This is a genomic window from Streptomyces sp. NPDC005808 (assembly GCF_042871385.1).
Classification (GTDB): domain Bacteria; phylum Actinomycetota; class Actinomycetes; order Streptomycetales; family Streptomycetaceae; genus Streptomyces.
The window spans coordinates 27,172-48,543 of sequence record NZ_JBIAIK010000003.1 but is presented as its reverse complement, the minus strand read 5'-3'; the positions used below and the strand labels follow the sequence as shown (position 1 = coordinate 48,543).

The following is a 21,372-nucleotide window of genomic DNA, read 5'->3' as shown; positions in this document are numbered from 1 at the left end:
GTGACCCGCGTGCCTTATGCACCGTTTAGTCAGGATTAATGAGGACAGAACATCCGTATGCGGTAAGTAAATCGGTATACGGGAACACTGGCGAACGGGACGGTGGGACGCCTCGGTTCACGGGTACTCGCAGGCAATAGCCAGGAATCCCATCGGCAGTTTTACGAGGACGTACGGACAACGCTAGGGTGCCTCAGATGTTCCACGCCGCCACGTCCCCCGTATGCGCAGCGAGGTCACGATTCGTCTCCCCGAGTTTTCGGCCGGAGGAACTGTGACGAACTCGCTACGACCGCAAAGCCCCCATGGAGCCCCGCTCCGCCCGTCGCAGCAGCCTGCGCGCGGAGTTCCGGGCCCGCGCTCGTCCCAGAGCGCGAAGGCGACCGCCGATGCCGCCGACCCGGGTGCCTCGTCCGCCAAGCCCGCCAAGCAACGCGACGCGTTCTTCGACAACGCCAAGTACCTGGCGATCGTGCTCGTGGCCGTGGGGCACGCGTGGGAGCCGGTGAAGGGCCAGAGCCGCGGCCTCGAAACGCTGTACACGATCGTGTACGCCTTCCACATGCCGGCCTTCATCCTCATCTCCGGCTACTTCTCGCGCAGTTTCGACATGCGCGCCGACCGGCTCAAGCGGCTGGTGACCGGTATCGCGGTGCCGTACATCCTCTTCGAAGTGGCCTACTCCCTCTTCGCACGCTGGGCCAACCACGATCCCGGCCAGGCGATCAGCCTGCTCGACCCCCTGTACCTCACCTGGTTCCTGGCCGCGCTGTTCATCTGGCGGCTGACCACACCGCTGTGGAAGCTGGTGCGGTGGCCGCTCCCGCTCGCCGTCGTCATCGCCATGCTCGCGAGCGTGTCACCGGAGATCGGTGACGATCTGGACCTCCAGCGGGTGCTGCAGTTCCTGCCGTTCTTCGTCCTGGGCCTGTACATGAAGCCGGAGCACTTCCAGCTGGTGCGCCGCCGCGAGGTCCGGATCCTGTCGGTGCCGGTCCTCGCGGCCGCGCTGGTCGTGGGCTACTGGGCGGTGCCGCGGATGAACACCGGCTGGTTCTACCACCGTGACAGTGCACAGCAGTTGGGGACTCCGTGGTGGGCCGGTCCTGTCATGACGCTCGCCCTCCTCGGCTGCTCTCTGCTACTCACCGCGTGCTTCTTCTCCTGGGTGCCGCGTCGCAAGCTCTGGTTCACGGCGCTCGGCGCGGGCACGCTGTACGGCTACCTGCTGCACGGTTTCCTGGTCAAGGGCGGTGACTACTGGGGCTGGTTCGACCACGGCTGGCTGCACAAGCCGCTCGGGCAGGCCTTGGTGACGCTCCTCGCTGCCGTGGGAGTCACGCTGCTGTGCACGCCGCCCGTCCAGCGCGTCTTCCGCTTCGCGATGGAGCCCAGCATGGAGTGGGCGTTCAAGCGCGACGCGACGGAGCTTGCGCGTGAGCGGGCGGGGGCGGGGGCGGGGGCGGGGCGGGCATAGCCGCTCGCCAGAGGTTCCGGGCCGGCGCTCAGGGAGCGAGGCCCAGCAGGGCGCGCATCGAGGCGTACTTCTTCGTCAGGCGGGCTCTGGTGTGTTCGTCGAGGACCGCGAGGCGGACCGGGTCGGCGTTGTGCGCCAGGTCCGAGACCTTGACCAAGAGGGCGCCCGGGGTCGTGCGGATACGTTTCGCGTACGACTCCGGGGGCTCGCCCTCGCGCTTGGTGAGCGCCAGCACGATGGCCTTCGTGCGGTTCGTGAGGGCGGCCTCGGCCAGCCACTCCTCCGACAGCGCGTCGTCCTCGACCGCGTCGTGCAGCCAGGCCGCCGCTATCTGCTCGTCGTCACCGCCGCGTTCGCGGACGCCCTCCGCCACGGCCTGGAGGTGCTCGGCGTAGGGGCGGCCCGCCTTGTCGGTCTGGGCGGCGTGCGCCTCACGGGCGAGGGCTTCGACTTCAGCCAGGGTCAGGAGAGTTCGCGTCACGGGAACAGTGTCGCCCCATGTGGCATGGCGTGGGCCTGGTAGCGCTCGTCTCAGCGCGGCGGGCCGCCCGTCGCCGGTCGCGCCCGCGCGACAGAGCCACGAAATGGCACAGCCGCGTGCCTCCCTTACGGGGCACGCGGCTGTGCCGTGTCACGCGCCCTTCAGATGCCTCATCAAGCGCTCGAAGTCCTGCCAGCCCGACAGGTCGCTCGGATCCCCCGGCAGCGGGTAGTACAGCGCCGGCCTGGTCTTCGGGCCCAGCTGGACCGGCGGCTGCGAAAGCGGCGTACGGCGGGCTCGGTCGCCCGGCATGGCGCGGACCTCCTCCGCGCCGAGTGCGAAGGCCAGCGGGACTCCGGGACCCTCGAAGCGGGGCGGTACGGAGAGGTCGCGTCGGGCCCTGCGGATCTGGACCAGCATCGACTGGAGGTCGTGCCGGGTGGCGAGGATCTCGGCGGCCCTCGGCAGGGCGTCCACCGGCGGTTCCTCGCCCGGGCCGTAGCCGAACGCAAGCGTGACGTCCTCCTCCACACCGCCCGTCGTACGGGAGACACGGACCGTGGCGAGCCCCGGGCGCTCCGGGCTGCCGACGACCACCAGCCAGGTGGGCGCGGGCGACCGTTCGAAGGCCAGGTCCGTCAACTGCCGCAGCGACCAAGGGAGGTTGACCGGCTCCTCGGTGCCCCAGCCGGCTGGCGGCTCACCGGTGATCTCGCGCCACACGGATTCCAGGGCGCCGCCGAGTACGAGGCGGTCGTCGGCCGGGTGCACCGTGCGGAAGGAGATGGCGAGTTGACGCTCACCTCTGTCCTCGATGTCCTTCTTGAAGGTGTCGGCCACCGGCGTGCGGACGTCCTGCTGAGTCGCGTCGGGCGACTCGACCGTGGCGAACAGGCCATGCGTCCACTGGAGTACGGCCCCGGACAGCCCGTCGTAGTAGCCGTCCTTCTCGTCCTGCACGACCCAGCGCGAGGGCCAGCCGGGCAGGCTGTTGCGGACCGCCGGGGAGAGGCGGGTGCCCGCGGGGGTGACGATCTGCAGGCCCAGTCCGGCGTTGGCGGCGGCACGCAGGGCGTCCGAAAGCCAGGCCGTCATGGCGACGACCGCGCGGTCCTGGATGACGACGGCGACCTTGTCGGTGAGGACGTCCACGGCCGGCTGCGCCGCGGCCGGCGTCCGCGCGGCGCTCACCCCGTCGGCCTTCACCACGGCCAGGGAGTTCGCGACCTGCGGCGGCCAGGCGGTGCCGCCGACCAGTGCGGCGAGGCGCGCCGCGAAAGTGCCCGCGAGTTGCTCGGCCTCCTTGACACCGGTGGTGGCGCGGGCCTCGGTCCACCAGTACGGCACGTCCGGCTCCGTCGCGCCGAGCAGCCGCTGGGCCTCGCCCCTGACCTGCACGAGCAGCGGCGCCTCGACGGAGACCAGCGGACGCCCCTGCTCGTCGCAGAGCTGCACGACCGCGCCGTCGCCCTCCGCGCCCACCAGTTTGTCCGGGCCCCCGGCGAGCAGCCCCGCGAGCACGCTCAACGCGTCGGGCATCTTCTGGGTGAGGGTGATGACGTCCTTGGTCATGAGGTGGGCCGGTCCTTCACGTTGCTCGGCATGGGTGTCGTACGGCCGATGGCCGGATGGGGTGTCCCAGGGCCAATACTCGGCCCGGGTGTCGTGCGGATTACGGCTTACGGCTTACGGCTTACGGCTGGGATGTCGTACGGCCTGGATTGCCTGGACGCCTCACACCCCCGCTGTTCACCGGCCCCCGTACACCGTCTGGATCAGCCGGTTCGGCTCGCCCCTGCGCACCAGCACCCCGCGGCCCGACGGCTGCTGGGTGGCGTACACGCCGGGGAAGAGCTGGCCCTCGCTGCGGTCACCGGCCATCACGAGCGCCGAGGCTCCGGACTCACGCAGTCCCTGAAGCAGGGGCTCGTACAGGCCGCGGGAGGCGCCCGCGACGCGGCGGGTGAGGACGAAGTGGAGGCCGATGTCGACCGCGGACGGGATATAGGGGAGGAAGGGTGCCAAGGGCTGCTGGCCGGCGGTCGTGAGAACGTCGTAGTCGTCGACGAGGATCACGATGCGTGGGCCCGAGCCCCAGCTGCCCGGCTCCAGATCCTCCTTGTCGGCGCTCTCGTCGGGCAGCCGCTTCTCCAGCTCGGTGGCGATGCCGGCCGCAAGGCCCGCGCACAGCCTGGTGTTGTAGGCGTAGCCGCCGCGGTACTCCTCGGGGATCGCGCCGCGCAGGCCGCGCCGGGGGTCCATGACGGCGAAGACCAGTTCGTCCTCGCTGTACCGCTCGGCCAGGCCGTCGGCGATGACCTTGAGCAGGTTGGTCTTGCCGCACTCGCTGTCGCCCATGATCAGCAGGTGCTGGTCGTGCGCGAAGAGGTCGAGCATGACCGGTGCCAACTGGGCCTGGTCCAGGGCGATCGGTACCCGGCGCGGTTCGGCTGCCGGGCCCGGCAGCAGCTGCGGCTCCAGGACCTGCGGCAGTACCCGTACGGGCTGGGCGACTTCGCCGGTCCAGGTGGCGCGGATCGTACGGGCCGTGCGCTCCAGGACCGAGCCGAGGTCGGAGGTGTCCGGCAGGCCGTCCGTACGGGGCAGGGCGACCTGGGCGAACAGCTTGCCGTCGGTGAGGACGCGGCCCTTCTCCTCGGGCGCGAGGGTCTGGGCGAGCTTGCGGTCGATGCTGGACTCGCCGGGGTCGTTCAGGCGCAGTTCGACGCGGGTGCCGAACTGTGACTGGGTGGCGATGCGCACGTCGTTCCAGCGGAGCATGCCCGCCACGATGTGGATACCGTAGCCACCGCCGCGCTTGAGGATGTCGACGACGGCGTCGTCCAGTTCGTCGAAGTCGTCGCGCAGCGCGCCGAAGCCGTCGATGAGCAGCACGATCTCGGTGGAGGCCAGCTCGGGGAGGCGGCCCGCCGCGCGCAGGTCGCGCAGTTGCTGCAGGGAGTCGATGCTGTGGATGCGGAAGAGCTCCTCGCGCTGGTCGAGCATGCCGCGTACGGAGTCGACGGTGCGGCCCGCGCGTTCGCGGTCGGCGCGGCCCGCGACCCCGCCGACGTGCGGGAGGCCGGCCAGCGCCTGGAGGCCGCCGCCGACCAGGTCGAGGCCGTAGATGCCGACCTCCTGGGGCGTGTGCGTCAGAGACAGGGAGAGCGCGAGGGTGCGCAGCAGGGTCGTCTTGCCGGACTGGGGGCCGCCGATGACCGCCGCGTGGCCGCCCGCGACCGTGAGATCCAGGTACCACTGGCCCTGCCACTGCCGGGTCGGATCGTCGAGGACGCCGAGGGGCACCTGGAGCGGGCCGCGGCGCTTGGCCAGCTGCATGCCGCGGGCGCCGACCTCCAGCGGACCGGCGACCTTGTCGAGGGCGACGGCGGCGGGCAGCGGCGGCAGCCAGATCTGGCGTACGGGCGCCGTCGCGGCGTTCTCGATCTGCTCGACGAGGACGCCCAGCTCGGTCGGCCCGGTCTCCCGGCGCCGCATCTTGGGCTCCTCCGAGCCCGAACTCTCCGCCTCTCCAAGGGTGTTGAAGGCCTCGTACGCGAGCGCGAGCGGCCCGGTGTCCTCGGACTCGCGCTGCACCGGGCCGCGGTAGCCGCCGGAGACGTAACTCGCCTTGAAGCGCTCGTAGTGGCTGGTGTCGACCTTGAGGTAGCCGAAACCGGGCAGCGGCGGGAGGTGGAAGGCGTCCGTGGTGTCCAGGACCGTCCGGGACTCGTCGGCCGAGAAGGTGCGCAGACCGAGGCGGTACGAAAGATATGTGTCCAGGCCCTTGAGCTTGCCGCCCTCGATGCGCTGGGAGGAGAGGAGCAGGTGCACGCCGATGGAGCGGCCGATGCGGCCGATGGACAGGAACAGGTCGATGAAGTCGGGCTTGGCGGTGAGGAGTTCACCGAACTCGTCGATGACCACGAAGAGGTGGGGCAGTGGATCGAGGTCGGGGCGCTTCTCGGCGCGCAGGGCGGCGTAGTGGCCGATGTCGGCGACGTTGCCCGCGTCCTTGAGGACCTGCTGGCGGCGCTTGACCTCGCCGGCCAGTGAGGCGTGCACGCGCTCGACGAGGCCCGCCTGGTTCTCCAGGTTGGTGATGACGCCGGCGACGTGCGGGAGGTCCGCGAAGGGGGCGAAGGTGGCACCGCCCTTGTAGTCGACCAGGACCAGGGCGAGGTCCTCGGGCGGGTGGGTGGCGACCAGCGCCAGGACGAGGGTGCGCAGGAGTTCGGACTTGCCCGAGCCGGTGGCCCCGACGCACAGGCCGTGCGGGCCCATGCCCAGCTCGGAGGACTCCTTGAGGTCGAGGAGGACCGGCTCGCGGCGGTCGCTGATGCCGATCGGGACGCGCAGGAAGGCGCGTTCGCCGCGCGGCGCCCACAGCCGGTCCAGGTCCAGGTGGGCCACGTCGTCGATGCCGAGGAGTTCGGCGAAGTCGACCGGGCCGGTCAGCGGGGCGTCGGCCATCGACTCGGCGGACAGGCGCATCGGGGCGAGCATCCGGGCCAGGCCCTCGGCGAACGGGATGCCGACCTCGTCGACCGTGCCGTGAGCGCTGATCGGCTCCCGCTCGCGCAGGTCCTCGATGACGATCCGTTCGCCGTCGACGGTGATGCGGACGCCGACGCTGCCGGGCTCCTGCACCCGCTGGTCGAGCAGATGGAGGACGGTGACGCCCATGTCGCGCAGGCCCACCGCGTCGTCGGGACGGGGCAGGTCGATGGCGTCGTCGCCGTGCCCGTCGGTGACGACGAGCAGCCGCGAGGTCATCGCGAGGGCGTCTTTGCCGGACAGACCGCGGCGCACCTCGGCCGCGTAGGAGGCGCGGCGGCGCAGCTCGGGGCCGATCCGGCGGGCGAGTTGGGGCAGGGACGGGGCGATTCGGCGGGCGGCGACCGGGCCGTCGAACTGCTCGGTGTCGAGCAGGTGGGGCAGCCACTTGGCCCACTCCCAGTCCGCCAACCGGTCCCCGGGCGCGGCGAGCGCCATCGCCACGTCGTCGGGCGCGTGCGTGGCGGCGGCCTGGATCATCAGGGCGCGGGCGACCCGCAGGGTGTCCTCGCGGGGCCCGATGACACTGATGTTGCCGACACGGTCCAGCGGGACGGTGAGCGGGAGTTCGTAGCCGGTGCTGAACCGGGCCATCAGCGCGGACGCCTCGTTCAGCATGAACTGGTCCGGCGGCGTCAGCACCGAAGAGCCGTGCTGGGCGACCTTCAGGTCACGTACGGGCATCTCACCGGTGCCGACGCGCACCCGCAGGAAGTCGCCGTCCACGCGGCGCCGCTCCCACAGGCGGGCGGGGTCGCGCACGATGTCGTACAGCGCGTCCGGCGGCGGATTGAGCACCCCGGCCCGCTCCCGCCGTTCCCGCTCCTCCTTGGACAGTTCCTCGCGCAGGTCCTCCAAGTAGGCGAGATACGCCTCACGTTGGGTACGCCGGGTGCGCTGCGCCTTGCCGCGCTGGGAGAAAAGGAGGGCCATGGAACCGACGATGGTGACAACGAGGATGATCGCGCCGAGCCCCGCGAACTGACTGTTTCGTATCATGGTCATCATCACGACGGACGACATGACACCGGCGACGGGCAGCAGCGAGGTCGCGATGGAAGCGGCTTTCCCCTCGGGCAGGTTGGGCGGCGCCTCGATGGAGCGCGGCTCTGAGGCGGCCGGCGGGCTGGTGGTCCGGGCCGGGCGGTGGATCAGTCGGGTGCTCATCTTCCTTCTCCTCCCCCGCGCTCAGTGATGGTTCTGGGAGAGCTCGAAGACCCGGGCCGCGATCCGGGTGGCCGCGAGCCGGGTGGAGCGCGCGAGGAGTTCCGTGCGGATCGCACCACCGGCCGCCAAGTGACGGTCGTACGGCAGGACTTGGACGCTCGCCCCGCTCGCCTTGAGCTTCTCGGCCGCCTTGCCGAGGTCGAGCCCCGCGTGCGGCACCGTCTCGGTCAGCACGACGACGGTCCCGGCGATCACGTGCCGGGGCAGCCCCCGCATCCACTCCAGAACCGAGTACGTACTGGCCACGCCCTCCAGCGTCGCGGGCACCGCCAGCACCCTCGCCTGCGAGGCGGACAGCGCGACGCGGGCGACCTCGGCGGGCAGCGTCTCGCAGTCCACCACGGTCACGCCGAAGTAGCGGCGCAACGACACCATGACCCGCTCGTACGCCCTGGTGTCGAGCATCGCGCCGATCTGCCCCTGGCTTCCGGGCAACAGCCAGGCGTTGTCGGGGAGTTGAACGAGATAGCCGGTGACTTCGAGCAACGACATCTGCGGCTCGACGATGTCGGCGACGTCGCCGGTGGTCCAGCGCAGTGTCTGGGCACCGAGCCTGACCGGCAGCGAGCCGAGCGCCGGGTCGGCCTCGACCACGAGCACCGGGTCGTGCCGGTAGTGCGCGTACGTCGTGCCGAGCAGCGCGGCGATGGTCGACTTGCCGCAACCTCCGCGGATGGAGGTGACGGCGATCTGGCGACCGGTGGTCACCGCCCGCTGGAGCACCTCGGCAGTGGCGGTTGCCTCGGCGACCTCGCGCGCTGCGGAGGAGGAGACGGTACGGCGTACGGCACGCAGCACCCGGGAGGTCAGGGGTTCGCCGTGGCGGGGCTTGAGCCCTGTCCCGGCGAGGCTCTTGTCCACCACCGGGCGGGAGTCGGGGGTGCGCGTGGGACGGGCGCCAGGGGGACGAGCGCCGGGGATACGGGCAGCGGGCACACCGGCAGCGGGCTGGGGTTGTGCGGGGGCCTGCGCCTGCACGTGGGGCTGCGGGGGCTGGGGGTACGGCGGCTGTTCGGGGTACCGCGGTGTGCCGTGCGGGTGGGGGGCGGCTGCGGCGGGTGCGCCCTGCGGGTGAGGGGCGGCTGCGGCAGGTGTGCCGTGCGGGTGTGCGGCCGGCTCCGCAGGGGTGTTGCCTCTCAGGTCCCGCAGCACATCGCTCTGCCAGTTGTCGCCGTTCGGCATGTCGCCCTTCTCTCCCGCATTGCCGCCCCACCCGGAGCGCCCGCCCGTTGACTCAGAACTGTCGAGACTTGTCGAGTTGGTTCGTGACCAGTTGGTTCGTGACCAGTTGGTTCATGGCCCGCTGCCTCATGACCCGTTGGCTCATGACCCGCCGCCTCATGGCCCGTTGGCTCAGCACGTGTTGGCTCAGAACTGGTCGAGCAACTGCCCGTAGATGCCGAACACCCCGACGGCCAGCGGGAACAACCCGATCACGCCGATGGACTCGATCAGATCGGCGACCCGCCGCAGCCGGATCCGCACATGCTCCGGCGGCTGCACCGCGAGCACGAGCAGTGGCAGCACCGCGGCCCCGCACAGCAGGGCGAGCGGCCCGCCACCGCCCGCGTGGTCCATCCACAACACCGCCAGCCGTACGACAAGCAGCGCGGCGGCGGCGAACAGCGCCACCACCTCGGCCACCAGTGGAAACGCCCGTGCCCTGGAGAGCAGCACCACAGCGGTCAGCGAGGCGAGCGACACCGTCCAGGCGGTCGGCTCGTCGGCCGTGGTCACCAGCCAGCCCCCTGCGGCGGCCGAGGCGGCCGTCGCGATGGTGGCGAGGGCGAGCCCTCGGTGAGTCGCGGCGAGCGCGGTGCCCACCTGCTGGCGGCTCACCGACACGCCTCCGGAGCGGCGGTCGTCGAGCCCGGTGAGCCCTGAGGCCATCAGCGCGAGCCGCGGCAGCAGACCGAGCAGCAGCACGGAGAACACGGCCATCGCGGCACCGAGTCGGGCCGGCTGGTCCTGCACGGCGGCGACGGCCTCCCAGAGGAGCGTGATGACCGCCGTCGCCCCGGCACCGATCAGTCCCCCGCGCCCGAGCGGCGAGAAGAAGGCGAGCAGTACGAGCGTAAGGACCAGCGCGCCGACGACCGCCGCCAGCCGGGCGGTCCCCGACCAGTCGTACGCGTCGGCGGCCGTCCACGCCGTGAGCAGCCCGAGTCCGCCGGAGGCGAGCAGCAGCGCGGTGGCGAGCCCGAGGTTGCCGTCGCCGATCTTGGCGGCCAGCGCACCGGTGAGCAGGAAGACGAGGGTGGCGGCCACGAGCGCCACCGCCAGCGAGTCCAGGGCGAACTCACGGCGGGCGAGCAGCGCGGCGGTCACCGCGAAGGCGACGGTCGCCACCCCGGCGCTCGCCCGGCGCGCGGCCGGGCGCCAGCGCCAGGCACGCAGGTCGAGGTCGTCGGCGACCTCGTCGGTCACGTCGTGCACGACCGGGGCGGGCGGCGCGGAGTGGGCGCGGACGAGCTGGAGCACGGCGCCGTCGGCGACCTCGGCCGAGGACAGCGTGGCGTCGTGCGGCAGCACCGAGCCGTCGGAGGTGATCAACTGCCGGGTGGTGGGACGCGAGGCGGCCCGGTCATCGAGCAACTGCAGGATGTCGGGGAGCAGTTGCCCGATCGGGGTGTCCGACGGCAGGACGATGTCGGCTCGCCGTCGTTCGCCGACCAGGGTCACCCGGCTCAGCTGCGCCCGGGAAGTCGTTGCTGTGCTCACCACTTGCGGGAACCTATCATCGCGGTGTTTCGGAAACGGGCCTCGTACGGGGTATGCAGGGAGGGGGCGCTCAGGGATGGCGTGCTCGGGGCACCGCACGATGTGCTCACGCGTTCACTTGGCGCGTTTTCGCGTGACGCGTTCAGGTCCGTCGCGTGCGTCTCGCTCAAGGCTCCTCCGAACTCTGCGTCCGGGAACCCTCGGAGGCCGTGGGCGAGGCGCTCTGTCCGGACGGGTCGTACTGCTGCTCCTGCTGCTGTTCCTGCTGCTGTTCCTGCTGCTGTTCCTGCTGCTGTTCCTCGGCTTTCTGCTTCGCCAAGGTCGCCTGCAGGAAGGACCAGCCGACACAGCCGGCACACAGCACGGCCGCGATCGCGATCCCCGCGAACACCTTGCCGAGCCGCTCGTCCACCGTGCGCCGGCTGCGCTGCGCGCCGAACAGCAGCGCGTCACGCATGCGGCGCCGACGCACCGCCACCGACTCCAGTAGCTGGCTGTCGTAGTCCCGTGCCATTCAGTCGTCCTGTGTCTTCCGTCGTCCTGTGCGTCGTTGACCGATGCGTTGCCTCACCGGTTCAGCGCCTCAGCGGGACGACCAAGGTACTGCCGCAGGGTGGCGCGCTTGCGGGTGAGCCGCTCGGCGGTCGGGGCGGCGAGGCGCAGCGGGCGCGCACGCCCTCGGCGACGGCCTTCGGAGGCTCGGCGTACGGGCGCTCGGCCTTGCCGTTCTGAGCGGCATACGCGGCGCGCGCGACGGCCTCGACCTCGGCCAAGGCCATGTGTTGCACCTCCGCCTGCGTCGCACCTTCGGGCCGACTGCCCTTCCTGCGGCATGACAGGCTCCCCCTTACTTTGCCTGTGCAACATAGGACATGGACCGGCGCTCAGTACACCCCGGGTGGGTTACGCCTGGGGGAGCGGGAGCCTCGACGGCGCGCGGGATGGGCGTCTGGTGCCGACGGGGAGCCGCTGTCGGTGGGGGCATCGGGGTCTGCCGAGGACTGACGCGGCGCGTATTCCCAAGGACCTCGCCGTCCCGGTCGGCCACCGCAAGGTACTGAACGGGTTTGTCGGTCGCAGGGCCGTAACGCGACAGTCCCCCCGGCTTCAGGTTGAACAACAGGTGGTCGTGCGGGCGCGGGTTGGCCGGCAACGGTTCAGCCACCGGCGGCCAGTTCCCTGAGCGCGGCGAGGGTCGGGGCCTCGGTGAGGGAGCCAGGGATGACGTGGCTCAGCTCGTTGTCGTTCGCACCCCGCGCCAGCTCGGCGAGGAGGACCGTGGGACCGAGCTCCCTGGCCTTTCCGCTACGCAACGCCCGCAGCCACGACGCACCGGCGTTCAGTGCGCTCGCCGAAAGCCCCGGTGGCACCACCCAACCAGCTGCGTCATCCGTATCGTTGGCCCACACGTACCCGATGGTCGAGCCGGTCCGGTCAGCGATGCTCACGTACACGACCGGCCCGTCGGCCCTGCGGCTGTACGCCGGCGGGCCGTCCACCTGGCTGAACCACATGTCCTCGGCAAAGCGCGGGTTGATCGGCCGATCACTAGTCACGCTTGGCAAGCTCCTCGACCACTCCGGCGTTCGGGGCCTCGGCGAGGGAACCAGGCAGAGCCTGGCCGAATTTGCCTGCCGACGAGTCGGTCATCAGCTCGGCGAGGGCCTGGGACGGTCGAATACCCCGCCCCTTGGCCTCCCCCAGCCGATCGAACCAGCCGAGGCTCTCCATCAACGCCCGGGGGCCGGCGGCCTGGCGGGGCTCCCACGCAGCGGCATCGTCCTCGTCCCCTGCCCACACATACCCGAGGACCGCGCCGTCCTTTTTGTCAACGACTACGAAGTACCGCACCGGCTTATCGGTCCAGTCCCGGTAGCGCGGCGGACCACCCGGCGCCTCCTCGAACCACGTGTCCTCGGCATAGCGCGGATTGATCGGTCGTTCGCTAGTCACGCTTGGCGAACTCCTCGACCACTCCGGCGTTCGGGGCCTCGGCGAGGGAGCCCGGCAATACCCGGCCTTTGATGCCCGCCTCCGGGTCGCTGTACAGCTCTGCGAGGGCCTGGGACGGTCGGATCCCGCGCCCCTTGGCCTCCCCCAACGACGCGTGCCAAATGCCGCCCTCGATCAGTGCCCGGGGGCCGGCGGCCTGGCGCGGTTCCCACGCGGCAGCATCGTCCCCGTCACCGGCCCACACATATCCGAGAACCGCGCCACCCTCCTTGTCGACCACCGCGAAATACCGCACCGGCTTCTCGGTGCGAGTCTGGTAACGCGGCGGACCCGGCGACACAAGGTTGAACTCCATGTCGTCGTCAAAGCGCGGGTTGATCGGTCGTTCACTAGTCACGCTTGGCAAGGGCCTCGACCGCGGCGGCATTCGGGGCGTCGGTGAGGGAGCCTGGGAGGGGGCGACCCTTGCCGGCAGTCTCCGGGATGCCGTACAACTCGGTGAGGGCCTGGGACGGCAGAAGGCCCCGCTGCTTGGCATCGCGCAGCCGGCGGATCCAGAAGCCGCCTTCGTTCGCCGCACGGGGGCCACCTGCCTCCCGCGGTTCGTATGCAGCGGCGTCCTCGTCACCGGCCCAGAGGTACCCGAGGATCGCGTCATTCTCCTTGTCGACGACGGTGAAGTACTGCACCGGGTTCTCGGTCCAGTCCTGGTACCGCGCCGGACCGCCCGGCTTCTCCCTGAATTGCAGGTCCTCGGCAAAGCGCGAGGGCTTCGGTTGCTCACTGCTCATAAGTCCACATTCCTTGAGTCGTCCGTCCAGTCCAGTCCAGGACGGCTACGGCTTCGGCAGGACCTCGCCGTAGACCTGCCACTTCCCGGCCGCGTCCTGGAAGACGCGCGTAACCTTATATTCCGTACCACGAGCGAGCAGCAGCTCCCGCTCCCCCTTGTTCGCGGAGATATGGTCGATCCAGAGAGCAGGTGTGCCCTCCGGCACCCGCAGGTGCAGGTGCACAGGCTGGAACGCGAAGGCCGGGTCCTTGCCGAGCGACGTGGAAGTGTATCCGAGGTCGTCATAGATATTGCCCTGCATTTCGAGTAGCGACCGCAGCTTGAGGTAGCTGACGTCGGTGCCTCGGACGACCATGATGTTCTCGGGCACAGGATGGGAGCCCATAACCCGGTCCATGTTGTCGACGACGTGCTGCATGTCGTCGCTCAGCTTTACCTTTTCCCGAAGCGGGTCGTTGATCTGCGTGTAGTAGTGGTCGCTGTACGTGTGCAGCGCGTTGTGGGCCTCGGGGTCGAGGTTGTCGAGGAAGTCGTTCCAGGCCGCGTCGCCGTACGCCTTCCCTGCCGTGTTGCTGGCGCTGGGGGCGAGGTTCGTGCCGTCCGCCAGCTCGGCCTGGGCCACCGCGTGCTTCTCCGCGTCGGTCGCCAGGTTGTCGAAGTCGTCCTCCGACATGTGCGGCTTGTACTCGAACGGCTCCCCAGCCCCATGCACCGCCGCATCCGCACCCGACTGCCCCGGAGCAACCGGAGCGTCGGCCCCCTGATGCGCGGCAACATCCGCCGCACCGTGCCCGAGGCCCGCGTCGTCGCCCGTGTGCGCCGCGTCGTCCCCGTGCCCCGCCGCGTCGTCCGCGTGCCCGGCGCCGTCGTGCCCTGAACCGGACCCGTCATGGCCGGAGCCATGGGCCGCATCGTCGGCGTGGCTGCCGCCGCTCGGGGCGTCGTGCCCGGTGTGCGGGGTGCCCGTCGGGGTGTCGTAGCCCGTGTGCGGGGTGTCGTAGCCCGTGTGCGGCGTGTTCGTCGGCACGTTGTGCGGGGTGGCCGTCGGCGTGTGGTCGTACGACGTCGGTGTCCCGTCGAACGTTCCGGCCGGCGTGTGCCCGGCTGCCGTACCGCCCGGCACGTGGTTCGCCGTACCGCCCGGCAACGACGGGTCGTAGTGGCCCGCCGTCGTCAACGGGTCGCCGGTGTGTGTCGCGCCACCAGGCAGGCCGTCCCCCGCACGGACACCGGAGAGCGCCGGCTCCTGGATGGTCCAGTGCGCGGGGAGTACCGGCTCGTGCGGGATCGGGGTCGTGTCGATGGCCCCGTTCGGGGCGATGAGATTGCCGTTCGGCTCCAGGAGCCGGCCGTCGGGCAGCTGTACCGAGCCGTCGGGGAGCCTGGGGATGTCGATGTTCCCGACGCCCTTCAGCCCCTTGGTGATGTCGCCGATCTTCGACAACCCGGCGCCCGCGCCCTTGGCGATATACGTCATCGGATCAATGACCCGGCCGGCCTTGCCCGCCACGGAGAGGACCTTGGCGATCGCGCCCGCCTTCCCCGCACCCGCCACGGCGCCGCCCGAACCACCGGTGAACACCGTCGTGAGCACGTTGAAGGTGACCGCACCCGCGGCCCGCCCCGGGTTCCTGCCCCACTCGTCCCACGCCACCAGCGCCTTGCCGGTCTCCTTCATCGCGGTGCGTGAGTCGCGCAGCCAGGACGGCAGCTTGTCATCCGGCAACGACCAGAACAGCGCGTTGAACCCCGGGATCTGAGAGATCGTCAAACCCGTCGCCAGCTGTGCGAGGCCCTTCCAGGCCTGCCCCATCGCGTCCCAGCCGCCAAAGCCCACCAGCGTGCCCAAGCCCTTGATGGTGCCCCAGACGCCGTCCACGATCAGCCCGTCCCAGAAGAACGACTTCACCCAGTGGCCGACCTCCCAGACGTGGTGCTTCTCCTCCACCGGGTCGCCCCAGGGAAGCTTCGCGTTCTTCATGTCGTCCGCGCTGAACCCGTACTGGTCCGCACGGTCCGAGCCGTCCCCGGCCACCATCTGCGTACCACCGAACAACCCTGTGATCGCGTTGTGGCACGTCCGCTCCGCAGCCCAGAACGCGGCGACAGTAGCCGTCACGTCGTCACGGATCTGGTTGTGCTTCTCGACCTTGTCCTCGTCGTACTCCCAGTCGTCATCGTCCTTGACCGAGCCGACGAAGTTCGTCGCGTCCAGCTTCAGCTGCTCCAGCTTGTGGACCAACGGACGCACCTCGGTCGAGTACGACGACAACGCGCTCGACACCTTCTCCAAGTCATCCGCGAAGCCATCCGCCCGATCAGCCACCGGCTTCGTCGTCGCGAACAACTGCTCGGCATCCGGCGCCGTGTAGTACGCCGCCAGGCCCTGGAACTGGGAGTGCACATCACTGCCGGTGGTCCGGATGTTCCCCGCGACCGTCTTCAGGCCGCCGTAGTCCTTCTCCAGCTGCTCCAAATTCCCCGTGAACTGCGGGATCGCCTCGGGACTGATCACGACGACTGCACCCCCGGCTTCATGGGATCAAGGTCCGGCACGCCCAGCGCCCTGCGCTGCGCCTCCGCCGCCATCTCCTCGTCACCGTTCAAGTACGCCGTCGTCGCCTCCACCGCACCGGTCAACGACTTGCCCGCCCGTGCCGCGATGAACTTCAGGTCCACCGCCGCATGCTCCGCGTACTGCGAAAGAGCCAAAGCGACCAGACCCCCGGCCGGCTGCTCCCCACCGCTCCCGCCGCCCTCGGCAGAAACCGTTCCCGCACTGGACGCCGCCGACGTCAGATGCTCCCCGTACGACGTCGCATACGTCTCAATATGCGACGCAGTCTCCCCCGCCGCCTTCAACACACCTTGAATACCCTGCGGCTTCAGATCCCAGCCGGTCATCCGCGTCGTCCCCTGCGTTCCCCGTTAGCAGCGCCCATGTCAATTCCCGACCGCCGGCTCAGCCGATGTTGTCGACCGCCGATTTGGCCTTCGCGATCGTGGACTGCGCGGTCCCGTCGTTCTGCTCCAGCGTCGTCTTCAGCAGCGTGATGATGCTCTTGACCTCAGTCGACGCACGATTCCACCGCAACTCCTTGCCGTGGTACTCGTCCGCCACACCGTCCGCCGTGAAGTCCGACATCGCCGCCTTCACCTGACCGTCCCGCGCAGCGATCACCTGCTCCAACTGGGCAATCACCGCCTGGATGTTGCCCTGCGCATCCCCTGACGCGCCCGTGTCATACGTCCGACGATCCGAACCCGCACCAGCCATCACACACCACTCCCCGTAGTACTAGAAACCCTCAACGACCCAACGACCCAAACGACCCAACAGTCCAGCAGTCCAGCAGTCCAGCGGCTCAGTGGGCCAACAACTCAACGCCCCGAGAACCTTGCCCCGTCGAAGTTCGCCGCCGACTCCTGCGACCGGGCGTTCTCCCCCTGCTCCTGATCACCCGAACTGAACGCCGTCTCCATCCCGGACTGACCACCCAGGATCGCCGACAACGCCCCGTTCAGATTCGCCGCGATCTCGTCGGAGCGCGCCTTGAACGAATCGAACGCCACCCGGCCCGCGCCGTTGAACTTCCCCTCCAACGGCTGCGCCGCCTGCACCAACTGACGAATCAACGTTCCCAGGTCATCACTCGACCCACGAGAGTTGCTCATCAACGACGACAGAACCTGCGACCCCATGTCGAACTTCATCGTGCCTCCCCGTTCGCGATAGCTGGTCGTGCGTCACACCAGTGCCCATCTCTACCAACATCAGGATTGCCTGTGCAATCGGACCTCACAGACTTGAGACATAGGCAACCAAGCCCTCACGCGACATCGGGAGAACAAACCACCGCCCTGCGCTGCAAAAGCGGACATCCCCGGTCAGTGAGCGGGCGCCGCCGACCCGCCCTCGCGACAGATCAGGAGTAGCGCCCTGTCGTCGTTCACGTCCTTGGCGACCGCTTCGATGAGGTGCCAGGCGGCTCCGTGGAAGCCGCCGGCGACGTAGCGGTCGGCTTCGCCGGTGAGGCGGTCGATGCCTTCGACGATGTCGCGCTCGGAGGTTTCGACGAGGCCGTCGGTGAAGAGCATCAGGACGTCGCCGGGGCGCAGGGAACCCTTGACGGGGTCGAACTGGGCACCGTCGTACACCCCGAGGAGCGGGCCTTCCGCGGCCTTCTCCTCCCAGCGGCCGTTGCCCGCGCTGAGCTGGAGGCCGGGCGGATGTCCTGCGGAGAAGAGTTCGTAGTCGCCCGAGTCCAGGTCGAGGACGAGGTGGATCGACGTGGCGAAGCCCTCGTCCCAGTCCTGGCGGAGGAGGTAGCCGTTCGCGGCGGGGAGGAAGGCGTGCGGGGGGAGGGAGCCGAGCAGGCCGCCGAAGGCTCCGGACAGGAGCAGTGCTCGCGAACCCGCGTCCATGCCCTTGCCCGAGACGTCGGTCAGGACGACCTCCATGGTCCGGCCGCCGTTCGTGCGGGCCGCCACCACGAAGTCGCCCGAGAACGACTGCCCGCCGGCCGGCCGCAGCGCCATCTCCCGGTGCCAGCCAAGCGGCAGCTGCGGCAGTTTGCTCTGCACCCGGATCCGTTCGCGCAGGTCGAAGAGCATGGTTCCGCCGCGTCGCCACGGCACGCCGACCCGGCTGCGGAACTGTGCGATCAGCAGACCGAAGAAGCCGCAGGCCGCGACGACCAGGACCACACCCGGCGTGACCCTGGACGGGCCCTCCGTGTACGGGCCGAGCTGGACGGACTCCACTATCAGGGCGGTGGCGGCCGCGGCGTACAGGCCCAGCAGGCTGGCGGGGCGCAGCACCAGGCCGCCTGCCACGATGGGGAGGACCAGGGCAGCCGGTGAGCACCACACCGAGTTGACCAGCGTGGTGGCCGCGATCACCGGAATCGTCAGCAGCAGACCGGCGAGCGCGATCCAGTCGGAGCCGTCGCCCCGGAAGTAGTCCACAGCGGATCTGCGCAGGCCGGTGCGGGCCCGGTGTACCTGCTTCTTCAACCGGGCCGTGAACGTATCGGCTTCAGAGCGCCGCTCTCGTCCTGCTGCCATTAGTTCGGGACCTTATCCATCGGACCAGGCGCTTGGCACGGGAGGTCCCACTTGTCCCCCGTCCGAGCGCTCAACTTCACAGAGAAATACACAGAAGACGCCCGGTGAACATCCAGGTGGACGTCACGGAGGACCTCACAGCAGACCTCGCGGAAGACCTCACGAAGACGTCACCCAGGGCCCCGCACAAGGCCTCCCACGGTGGGTGGTAATTCCCTCGCTCGTGCCGCGTCGCCCTGGTAGGCATGGCCTATGACGACTGACGTGCGGGTACTGCGGCAGACCGAGTGGGACGCGTGGTACGACAACCTGGTCCGCGCCTTCGGCGGAGCGCCGGAGCCGTCCGACGAGCGCGCACTGGAAAAGGCGCTCACAGAGTACGACCGTTCCATCGGCGTCTGGGACGGTGACCAGGTGGTGGGCACGGCGGGCGCGTTCACCTTCCGCATCACGGTGCCGGGCGGCGCCTCCGTACCGGCCGCGGGCATCACGATGGTGAGCGTCGCGGCCACTCACCGGCGGCGCGGGCTGCTGCGGTCCATGATGCGGCGCCAGCTGGACGACATCCGCGGCTGGGGCGAACCGCTCGCGGTGCTGACCGCATCGGAGCCGGCGATCTATGGCCGGTTCGGGTACGGCATCGCGACCGATCAGCTCAACGCCGAGATCGACACCAGCCGCGTACGACTGTCCGTTCCGCCCGGCACCGACGACGTACGTCTGCGGTACGCGGCTCCGGCCGACGTGCTCGACGCGTGCGAGGCGGTGTACGCGCGGCTGGTTCCGGGGCGGCCGGGCATGCTGGCGCGGCAGCCCGGCTGGGAGCGCCTCCAGGTGCTCGACTCGGAGGACCACCGGCGTGGCGCGTCGCCTTTGCAGTGCGTGGTCGCCGAGCGGGGCGACGAGGTCGTCGGCTATGTCCGGTTCCGCGTGAAGTCCGAGTACGGTCATTCCGGGCACGAAGGTGTGGTGCTGATGGAGGACCTGGAGGGTCTCGATCTCGCGGCGCGGGCGGCGCTGTGGCGGTTTCTCTTCGACCTCGACCTGACGTCCACGCTCCGTACCCGTGGGCGGCCCGTCGACGAGGACTGGCAGCATCTGGTGTCCGACATCCGGCGCTGCAACCTGCGGCTGAAGGACACGCTGCACGTGCGGCTCGTCGATGTCGGCGCCGCCCTGGAAGCACGGACCTACCAGACCCCGGTGGACGTGGTGTTGGAGGTCGAGGACGCGTTCTGCCCCTGGAACGAGGGGCGTTGGCGGCTCTCGGGTGACCCGAAGGGTGCGTCCTGTGTGCGCACCGAGGACCCGGCCGATCTCGCCTTGTCCGTACGGGAGTTGGGGGCGGCGTATCTGGGTGGGACGTCCCTGGCCTCGCTCGGGGCGGCGGGACGGGTGCGCGAATTGCGGCAGGGGGCACTGGTCGAGGCTTCGCTGGGGTTCTCCTCAGCTGTCGCGCCCTGGCTGCCGCACGGGTTCTGACGGCTACCCCTGCTGGCAGCTCGGGCACCAGAAGAGGTTGCGGGCGGCGAGATCGGCGGTGCGGATCTCGCCGCCGCAGACGTGGCAGGGCAGATGGGCCCTGCGGTACACGTACACCTCGCCGCCGTGATCGTCCACGCGGGGCGGGCGGGCCATGGCCTCGGGGGTGTGTTCCGGGCGGACCGTGTCGATGCGGTTGTTGCGGACGCCCTCCCGCATGAGGTCCACGAGGTCGGCCCAGATCGCGTCCCACTCGGCGGGAGTGATGTCCTTGCCCGTCCGGTACGGGTCGATGCCGTGCCGGAAGAGGACTTCGGCGCGGTAGACGTTGCCCACGCCCGCGATGATCTTCTGGTCCATGAGGAGGGCGGCGATCGTCGTACGGCTGCGGGCGATTCGGTGGTACGCCGTTGACGGGTCGGCGTCGGGACGGAGTGGGTCCGGGCCGAGGCGGTCGTGTATCGCCTGCTTCTCGTCGTCCGTGATCAGGGCGCAGGTGGTGGGGCCGCGGAGATCTACGTACGCCGTGGGGTTGGCGAGGCGGAGCCGGACGGTGTCCGTGGGCGGGGGTGCGGGGGCGCCGCCGAAGGTGACCTTGCCGAAGAGGCCGAGGTGGATGTGGATCCAGTCCTCGGCCCTGAAGTGCAGGAAGAGGTGTTTGCCGTGGGCGTCGGCGTTCTCGAATGCGGTGCCGTCGAGGAGGGCTGCGGCGTCTGCGAACTTGCCCTGCGGGCTGGTGACTCGGGTGATTTTGCCGGCGAACCTGGCCTCGTAGTCCTCGGCCAGGCGGTGGATCGTGTGCCCTTCGGGCACGGGGGCCTCCTGCGTGTGTGCTCCGGCGGGGCGTGGGCCGGCGGCGGAGCCGCCAAGGGATGCAGTTCGCCCCTCCCCCCCTACCCGTCCCTTGCTCCTGGGGGCTGCCGCCCCCGGACCCCCGCTTCGCGCTGATCGCGCTCGTCCTCAAACGCCGGACGGGCTGAAAATACCGCCCCCACGGGTGGGTGGGGGATCGGGGTGGCACTGCCTCGTCCTCAAACGCCGGACCGGTTGAAAGATCTTCCCGGGGCCGATAGATCAGGCCTGCGGGTGATGGGCCGGGATCGGGGGGAGGTCGCCTGTCGTCTCGTACGACGTGAGCATGTTGATTCGGCGGATGTGGCGTTCGTCGCCGGAGAACGGGGTGGTGAGGAAGGTCTCGACGAACTTCGTCGCTTCTTCCTGGGAGTGCATGCGGGCGCCCACGGCCACGACGTTCGCGTTGTTGTGCTGGCGCCCCAGGGTGGCGGTCTCCTCGCTCCAGGCGAGGGCGGCACGCACGCCGGCGACCTTGTTCGCGGCGATCTGCTCGCCGTTGCCGGAGCCGCCGATCACGATGCCGAAAGAGCCGGGGTCCGCCGCCGTCCGCGCCGCGGCGCGGAGGCAGAAGGGCGGGTAGTCGTCCTGGGCGTCGTAGATGAGGGGCCCGCAGTCGACGGGCTCGTGCCCGGCGGCCTTGAGCCACTCGACGAGGTGGGTCTTCAGTTCGAGACCAGCATGATCGGAGCCGAGATACACGCGCATGGTTCGAGTGTGACACGGCTGTTTCGGATCGGCCTCGCCGGGTGCATTCAGCGA

19 protein-coding genes and 1 pseudogene are annotated in these 21,372 nt (G+C 70.0%); 2 read left to right on the top strand and 18 right to left on the bottom strand.

Annotated elements, in window-relative coordinates; translation table 11 throughout:
• The first annotated feature begins 274 nt into the window (after positions 1 to 274).
• Entirely contained in the window at positions 275 to 1,477 is a 1,203-nt protein-coding gene (locus ACFYPC_RS07220; RefSeq protein WP_388672184.1) for an acyltransferase family protein, read from the top strand.
• Between the two features lie 28 nt (positions 1,478 to 1,505).
• Here the strand turns inward: ACFYPC_RS07220 and ACFYPC_RS07215 are convergent, their stop codons facing one another.
• The 16 genes and pseudogenes from ACFYPC_RS07215 to ACFYPC_RS07140 form a co-directional block, all read right to left on the bottom strand.
• Entirely contained in the window at positions 1,506 to 1,958 is a 453-nt protein-coding gene (locus tag ACFYPC_RS07215; RefSeq protein ID WP_388672181.1) for an HD domain-containing protein, read from the bottom strand.
• Positions 1,959 to 2,108: 150 nt separating this feature from the next.
• Positions 2,109 to 3,530: a DUF6177 family protein gene (locus ACFYPC_RS07210; protein WP_388672178.1), complete on the bottom strand. Its 1,422-nt coding sequence runs from the start codon at positions 3,528 to 3,530 to the stop codon at positions 2,109 to 2,111.
• A gap of 177 nt (positions 3,531 to 3,707) precedes the next feature.
• Positions 3,708 to 7,682, bottom strand: coding sequence for a type VII secretion protein EccCa (gene eccCa, locus ACFYPC_RS07205; RefSeq protein ID WP_388672175.1), 3,975 nt, complete (start codon positions 7,680 to 7,682; stop codon positions 3,708 to 3,710).
• 21 nt (positions 7,683 to 7,703) lie between these two features.
• Complete coding sequence (locus ACFYPC_RS07200) at positions 7,704 to 8,924, bottom strand: MinD/ParA family protein (protein WP_388672172.1); 1,221 nt, start codon at positions 8,922 to 8,924, stop codon at positions 7,704 to 7,706.
• A 186-nt stretch (positions 8,925 to 9,110) separates the two neighbouring features.
• On the bottom strand, positions 9,111 to 10,466 hold the full coding sequence (gene eccD / locus ACFYPC_RS07195) for a type VII secretion integral membrane protein EccD (protein ID WP_388672169.1): 1,356 nt from the start codon (positions 10,464 to 10,466) through the stop codon (positions 9,111 to 9,113).
• 163 nt (positions 10,467 to 10,629) lie between these two features.
• Positions 10,630 to 10,977, bottom strand: coding sequence for a hypothetical protein (locus ACFYPC_RS07190; protein WP_388672166.1), 348 nt, complete (start codon positions 10,975 to 10,977; stop codon positions 10,630 to 10,632).
• A 148-nt stretch (positions 10,978 to 11,125) separates the two neighbouring features.
• A pseudogene (locus ACFYPC_RS07185) lies at positions 11,126 to 11,242 on the bottom strand (phosphohydrolase); the annotation flags it as partial.
• A gap of 378 nt (positions 11,243 to 11,620) precedes the next feature.
• Positions 11,621 to 12,019: a hypothetical protein gene (locus ACFYPC_RS07180; RefSeq protein ID WP_388672163.1), complete on the bottom strand. Its 399-nt coding sequence runs from the start codon at positions 12,017 to 12,019 to the stop codon at positions 11,621 to 11,623.
• The gene (locus tag ACFYPC_RS07175; protein WP_388672160.1) at positions 12,012 to 12,416 is read right to left on the bottom strand and encodes a hypothetical protein; all 405 of its coding nucleotides are present in this window, start codon (positions 12,414 to 12,416) and stop codon (positions 12,012 to 12,014) included. The genes ACFYPC_RS07180 and ACFYPC_RS07175 overlap by 8 nt, the downstream gene beginning before the upstream one ends.
• On the bottom strand, positions 12,409 to 12,813 hold the full coding sequence (locus ACFYPC_RS07170) for a hypothetical protein (RefSeq protein ID WP_388672157.1): 405 nt from the start codon (positions 12,811 to 12,813) through the stop codon (positions 12,409 to 12,411). Before ACFYPC_RS07170 ends, ACFYPC_RS07175 begins: the two co-directional genes overlap by 8 nt.
• Positions 12,806 to 13,207, bottom strand: coding sequence for a hypothetical protein (locus ACFYPC_RS07165; RefSeq protein ID WP_388672154.1), 402 nt, complete (start codon positions 13,205 to 13,207; stop codon positions 12,806 to 12,808). Before ACFYPC_RS07165 ends, ACFYPC_RS07170 begins: the two co-directional genes overlap by 8 nt.
• A 45-nt stretch (positions 13,208 to 13,252) precedes the next feature.
• Positions 13,253 to 15,724, bottom strand: a complete 2,472-nt coding sequence (locus ACFYPC_RS07160) for an ADP-ribosyltransferase (protein WP_388672151.1) — start codon at positions 15,722 to 15,724, stop codon at positions 13,253 to 13,255.
• The gene (locus tag ACFYPC_RS07155; protein WP_388672148.1) at positions 15,721 to 16,113 is read right to left on the bottom strand and encodes a DUF6507 family protein; all 393 of its coding nucleotides are present in this window, start codon (positions 16,111 to 16,113) and stop codon (positions 15,721 to 15,723) included. The genes ACFYPC_RS07160 and ACFYPC_RS07155 overlap by 4 nt, the downstream gene beginning before the upstream one ends.
• Positions 16,114 to 16,171: 58 nt before the next feature.
• Positions 16,172 to 16,486, bottom strand: coding sequence for a pore-forming ESAT-6 family protein (locus tag ACFYPC_RS07150; protein WP_388672145.1), 315 nt, complete (start codon positions 16,484 to 16,486; stop codon positions 16,172 to 16,174).
• Between the two features lie 104 nt (positions 16,487 to 16,590).
• Positions 16,591 to 16,923, bottom strand: coding sequence for a hypothetical protein (locus ACFYPC_RS07145; protein ID WP_388672142.1), 333 nt, complete (start codon positions 16,921 to 16,923; stop codon positions 16,591 to 16,593).
• A 174-nt stretch (positions 16,924 to 17,097) separates the two neighbouring features.
• A complete protein-coding gene (locus ACFYPC_RS07140; RefSeq protein WP_388672139.1) occupies positions 17,098 to 18,276 on the bottom strand; it encodes a PP2C family protein-serine/threonine phosphatase in 1,179 nt (392 codons plus the stop codon).
• Positions 18,277 to 18,528: 252 nt separating this feature from the next.
• Here ACFYPC_RS07140 and ACFYPC_RS07135 point away from each other — a divergent pair, with 252 nt between their 5' ends.
• Positions 18,529 to 19,758 carry a GNAT family N-acetyltransferase gene (locus tag ACFYPC_RS07135; RefSeq protein WP_388672136.1) on the top strand — a complete coding sequence of 410 codons (1,230 nt, stop codon included), beginning with the start codon at positions 18,529 to 18,531 and terminating at the stop codon, positions 19,756 to 19,758.
• A gap of 3 nt (positions 19,759 to 19,761) precedes the next feature.
• Here the strand turns inward: ACFYPC_RS07135 and ACFYPC_RS07130 are convergent, their stop codons facing one another.
• A complete protein-coding gene (locus tag ACFYPC_RS07130) occupies positions 19,762 to 20,571 on the bottom strand; it encodes an Fpg/Nei family DNA glycosylase (protein ID WP_388672133.1) in 810 nt (269 codons plus the stop codon).
• 261 nt (positions 20,572 to 20,832) lie between these two features.
• Entirely contained in the window at positions 20,833 to 21,318 is a 486-nt protein-coding gene (locus ACFYPC_RS07125; RefSeq protein WP_388672130.1) for a ribose-5-phosphate isomerase, read from the bottom strand.
• Positions 21,319 to 21,372: the final 54 nt, after the last annotated feature.

What these genes read in the sequence shown, in the direction of transcription:
- ACFYPC_RS07210 (WP_388672178.1), bottom strand. Translation starts at nt 3,530, where the DNA reads ATGACCAAGGACGTCATCACCCTCACCCAGAAGATGCCCGACGCGTTG.
- eccCa (WP_388672175.1), bottom strand. Translation starts at nt 7,682, where the DNA reads ATGAGCACCCGACTGATCCACCGCCCGGCCCGGACCACCAGCCCGCCG.
- ACFYPC_RS07200 (WP_388672172.1), bottom strand. Translation starts at nt 8,924, where the DNA reads ATGCCGAACGGCGACAACTGGCAGAGCGATGTGCTGCGGGACCTGAGA.
- ACFYPC_RS07190 (WP_388672166.1), bottom strand. Translation starts at nt 10,977, where the DNA reads ATGGCACGGGACTACGACAGCCAGCTACTGGAGTCGGTGGCGGTGCGT.
- ACFYPC_RS07165 (WP_388672154.1), bottom strand. Translation starts at nt 13,207, where the DNA reads ATGAGCAGTGAGCAACCGAAGCCCTCGCGCTTTGCCGAGGACCTGCAA.
- ACFYPC_RS07155 (WP_388672148.1), bottom strand. Translation starts at nt 16,113, where the DNA reads ATGACCGGCTGGGATCTGAAGCCGCAGGGTATTCAAGGTGTGTTGAAG.
- ACFYPC_RS07150 (WP_388672145.1), bottom strand. Translation starts at nt 16,486, where the DNA reads ATGGCTGGTGCGGGTTCGGATCGTCGGACGTATGACACGGGCGCGTCA.
- ACFYPC_RS07145 (WP_388672142.1), bottom strand. Translation starts at nt 16,923, where the DNA reads ATGAAGTTCGACATGGGGTCGCAGGTTCTGTCGTCGTTGATGAGCAAC.
- ACFYPC_RS07140 (WP_388672139.1), bottom strand. Translation starts at nt 18,276, where the DNA reads ATGGCAGCAGGACGAGAGCGGCGCTCTGAAGCCGATACGTTCACGGCC.
- ACFYPC_RS07135 (WP_388672136.1), top strand. Translation starts at nt 18,529, where the DNA reads ATGACGACTGACGTGCGGGTACTGCGGCAGACCGAGTGGGACGCGTGG.
- ACFYPC_RS07125 (WP_388672130.1), bottom strand. Translation starts at nt 21,318, where the DNA reads ATGCGCGTGTATCTCGGCTCCGATCATGCTGGTCTCGAACTGAAGACC.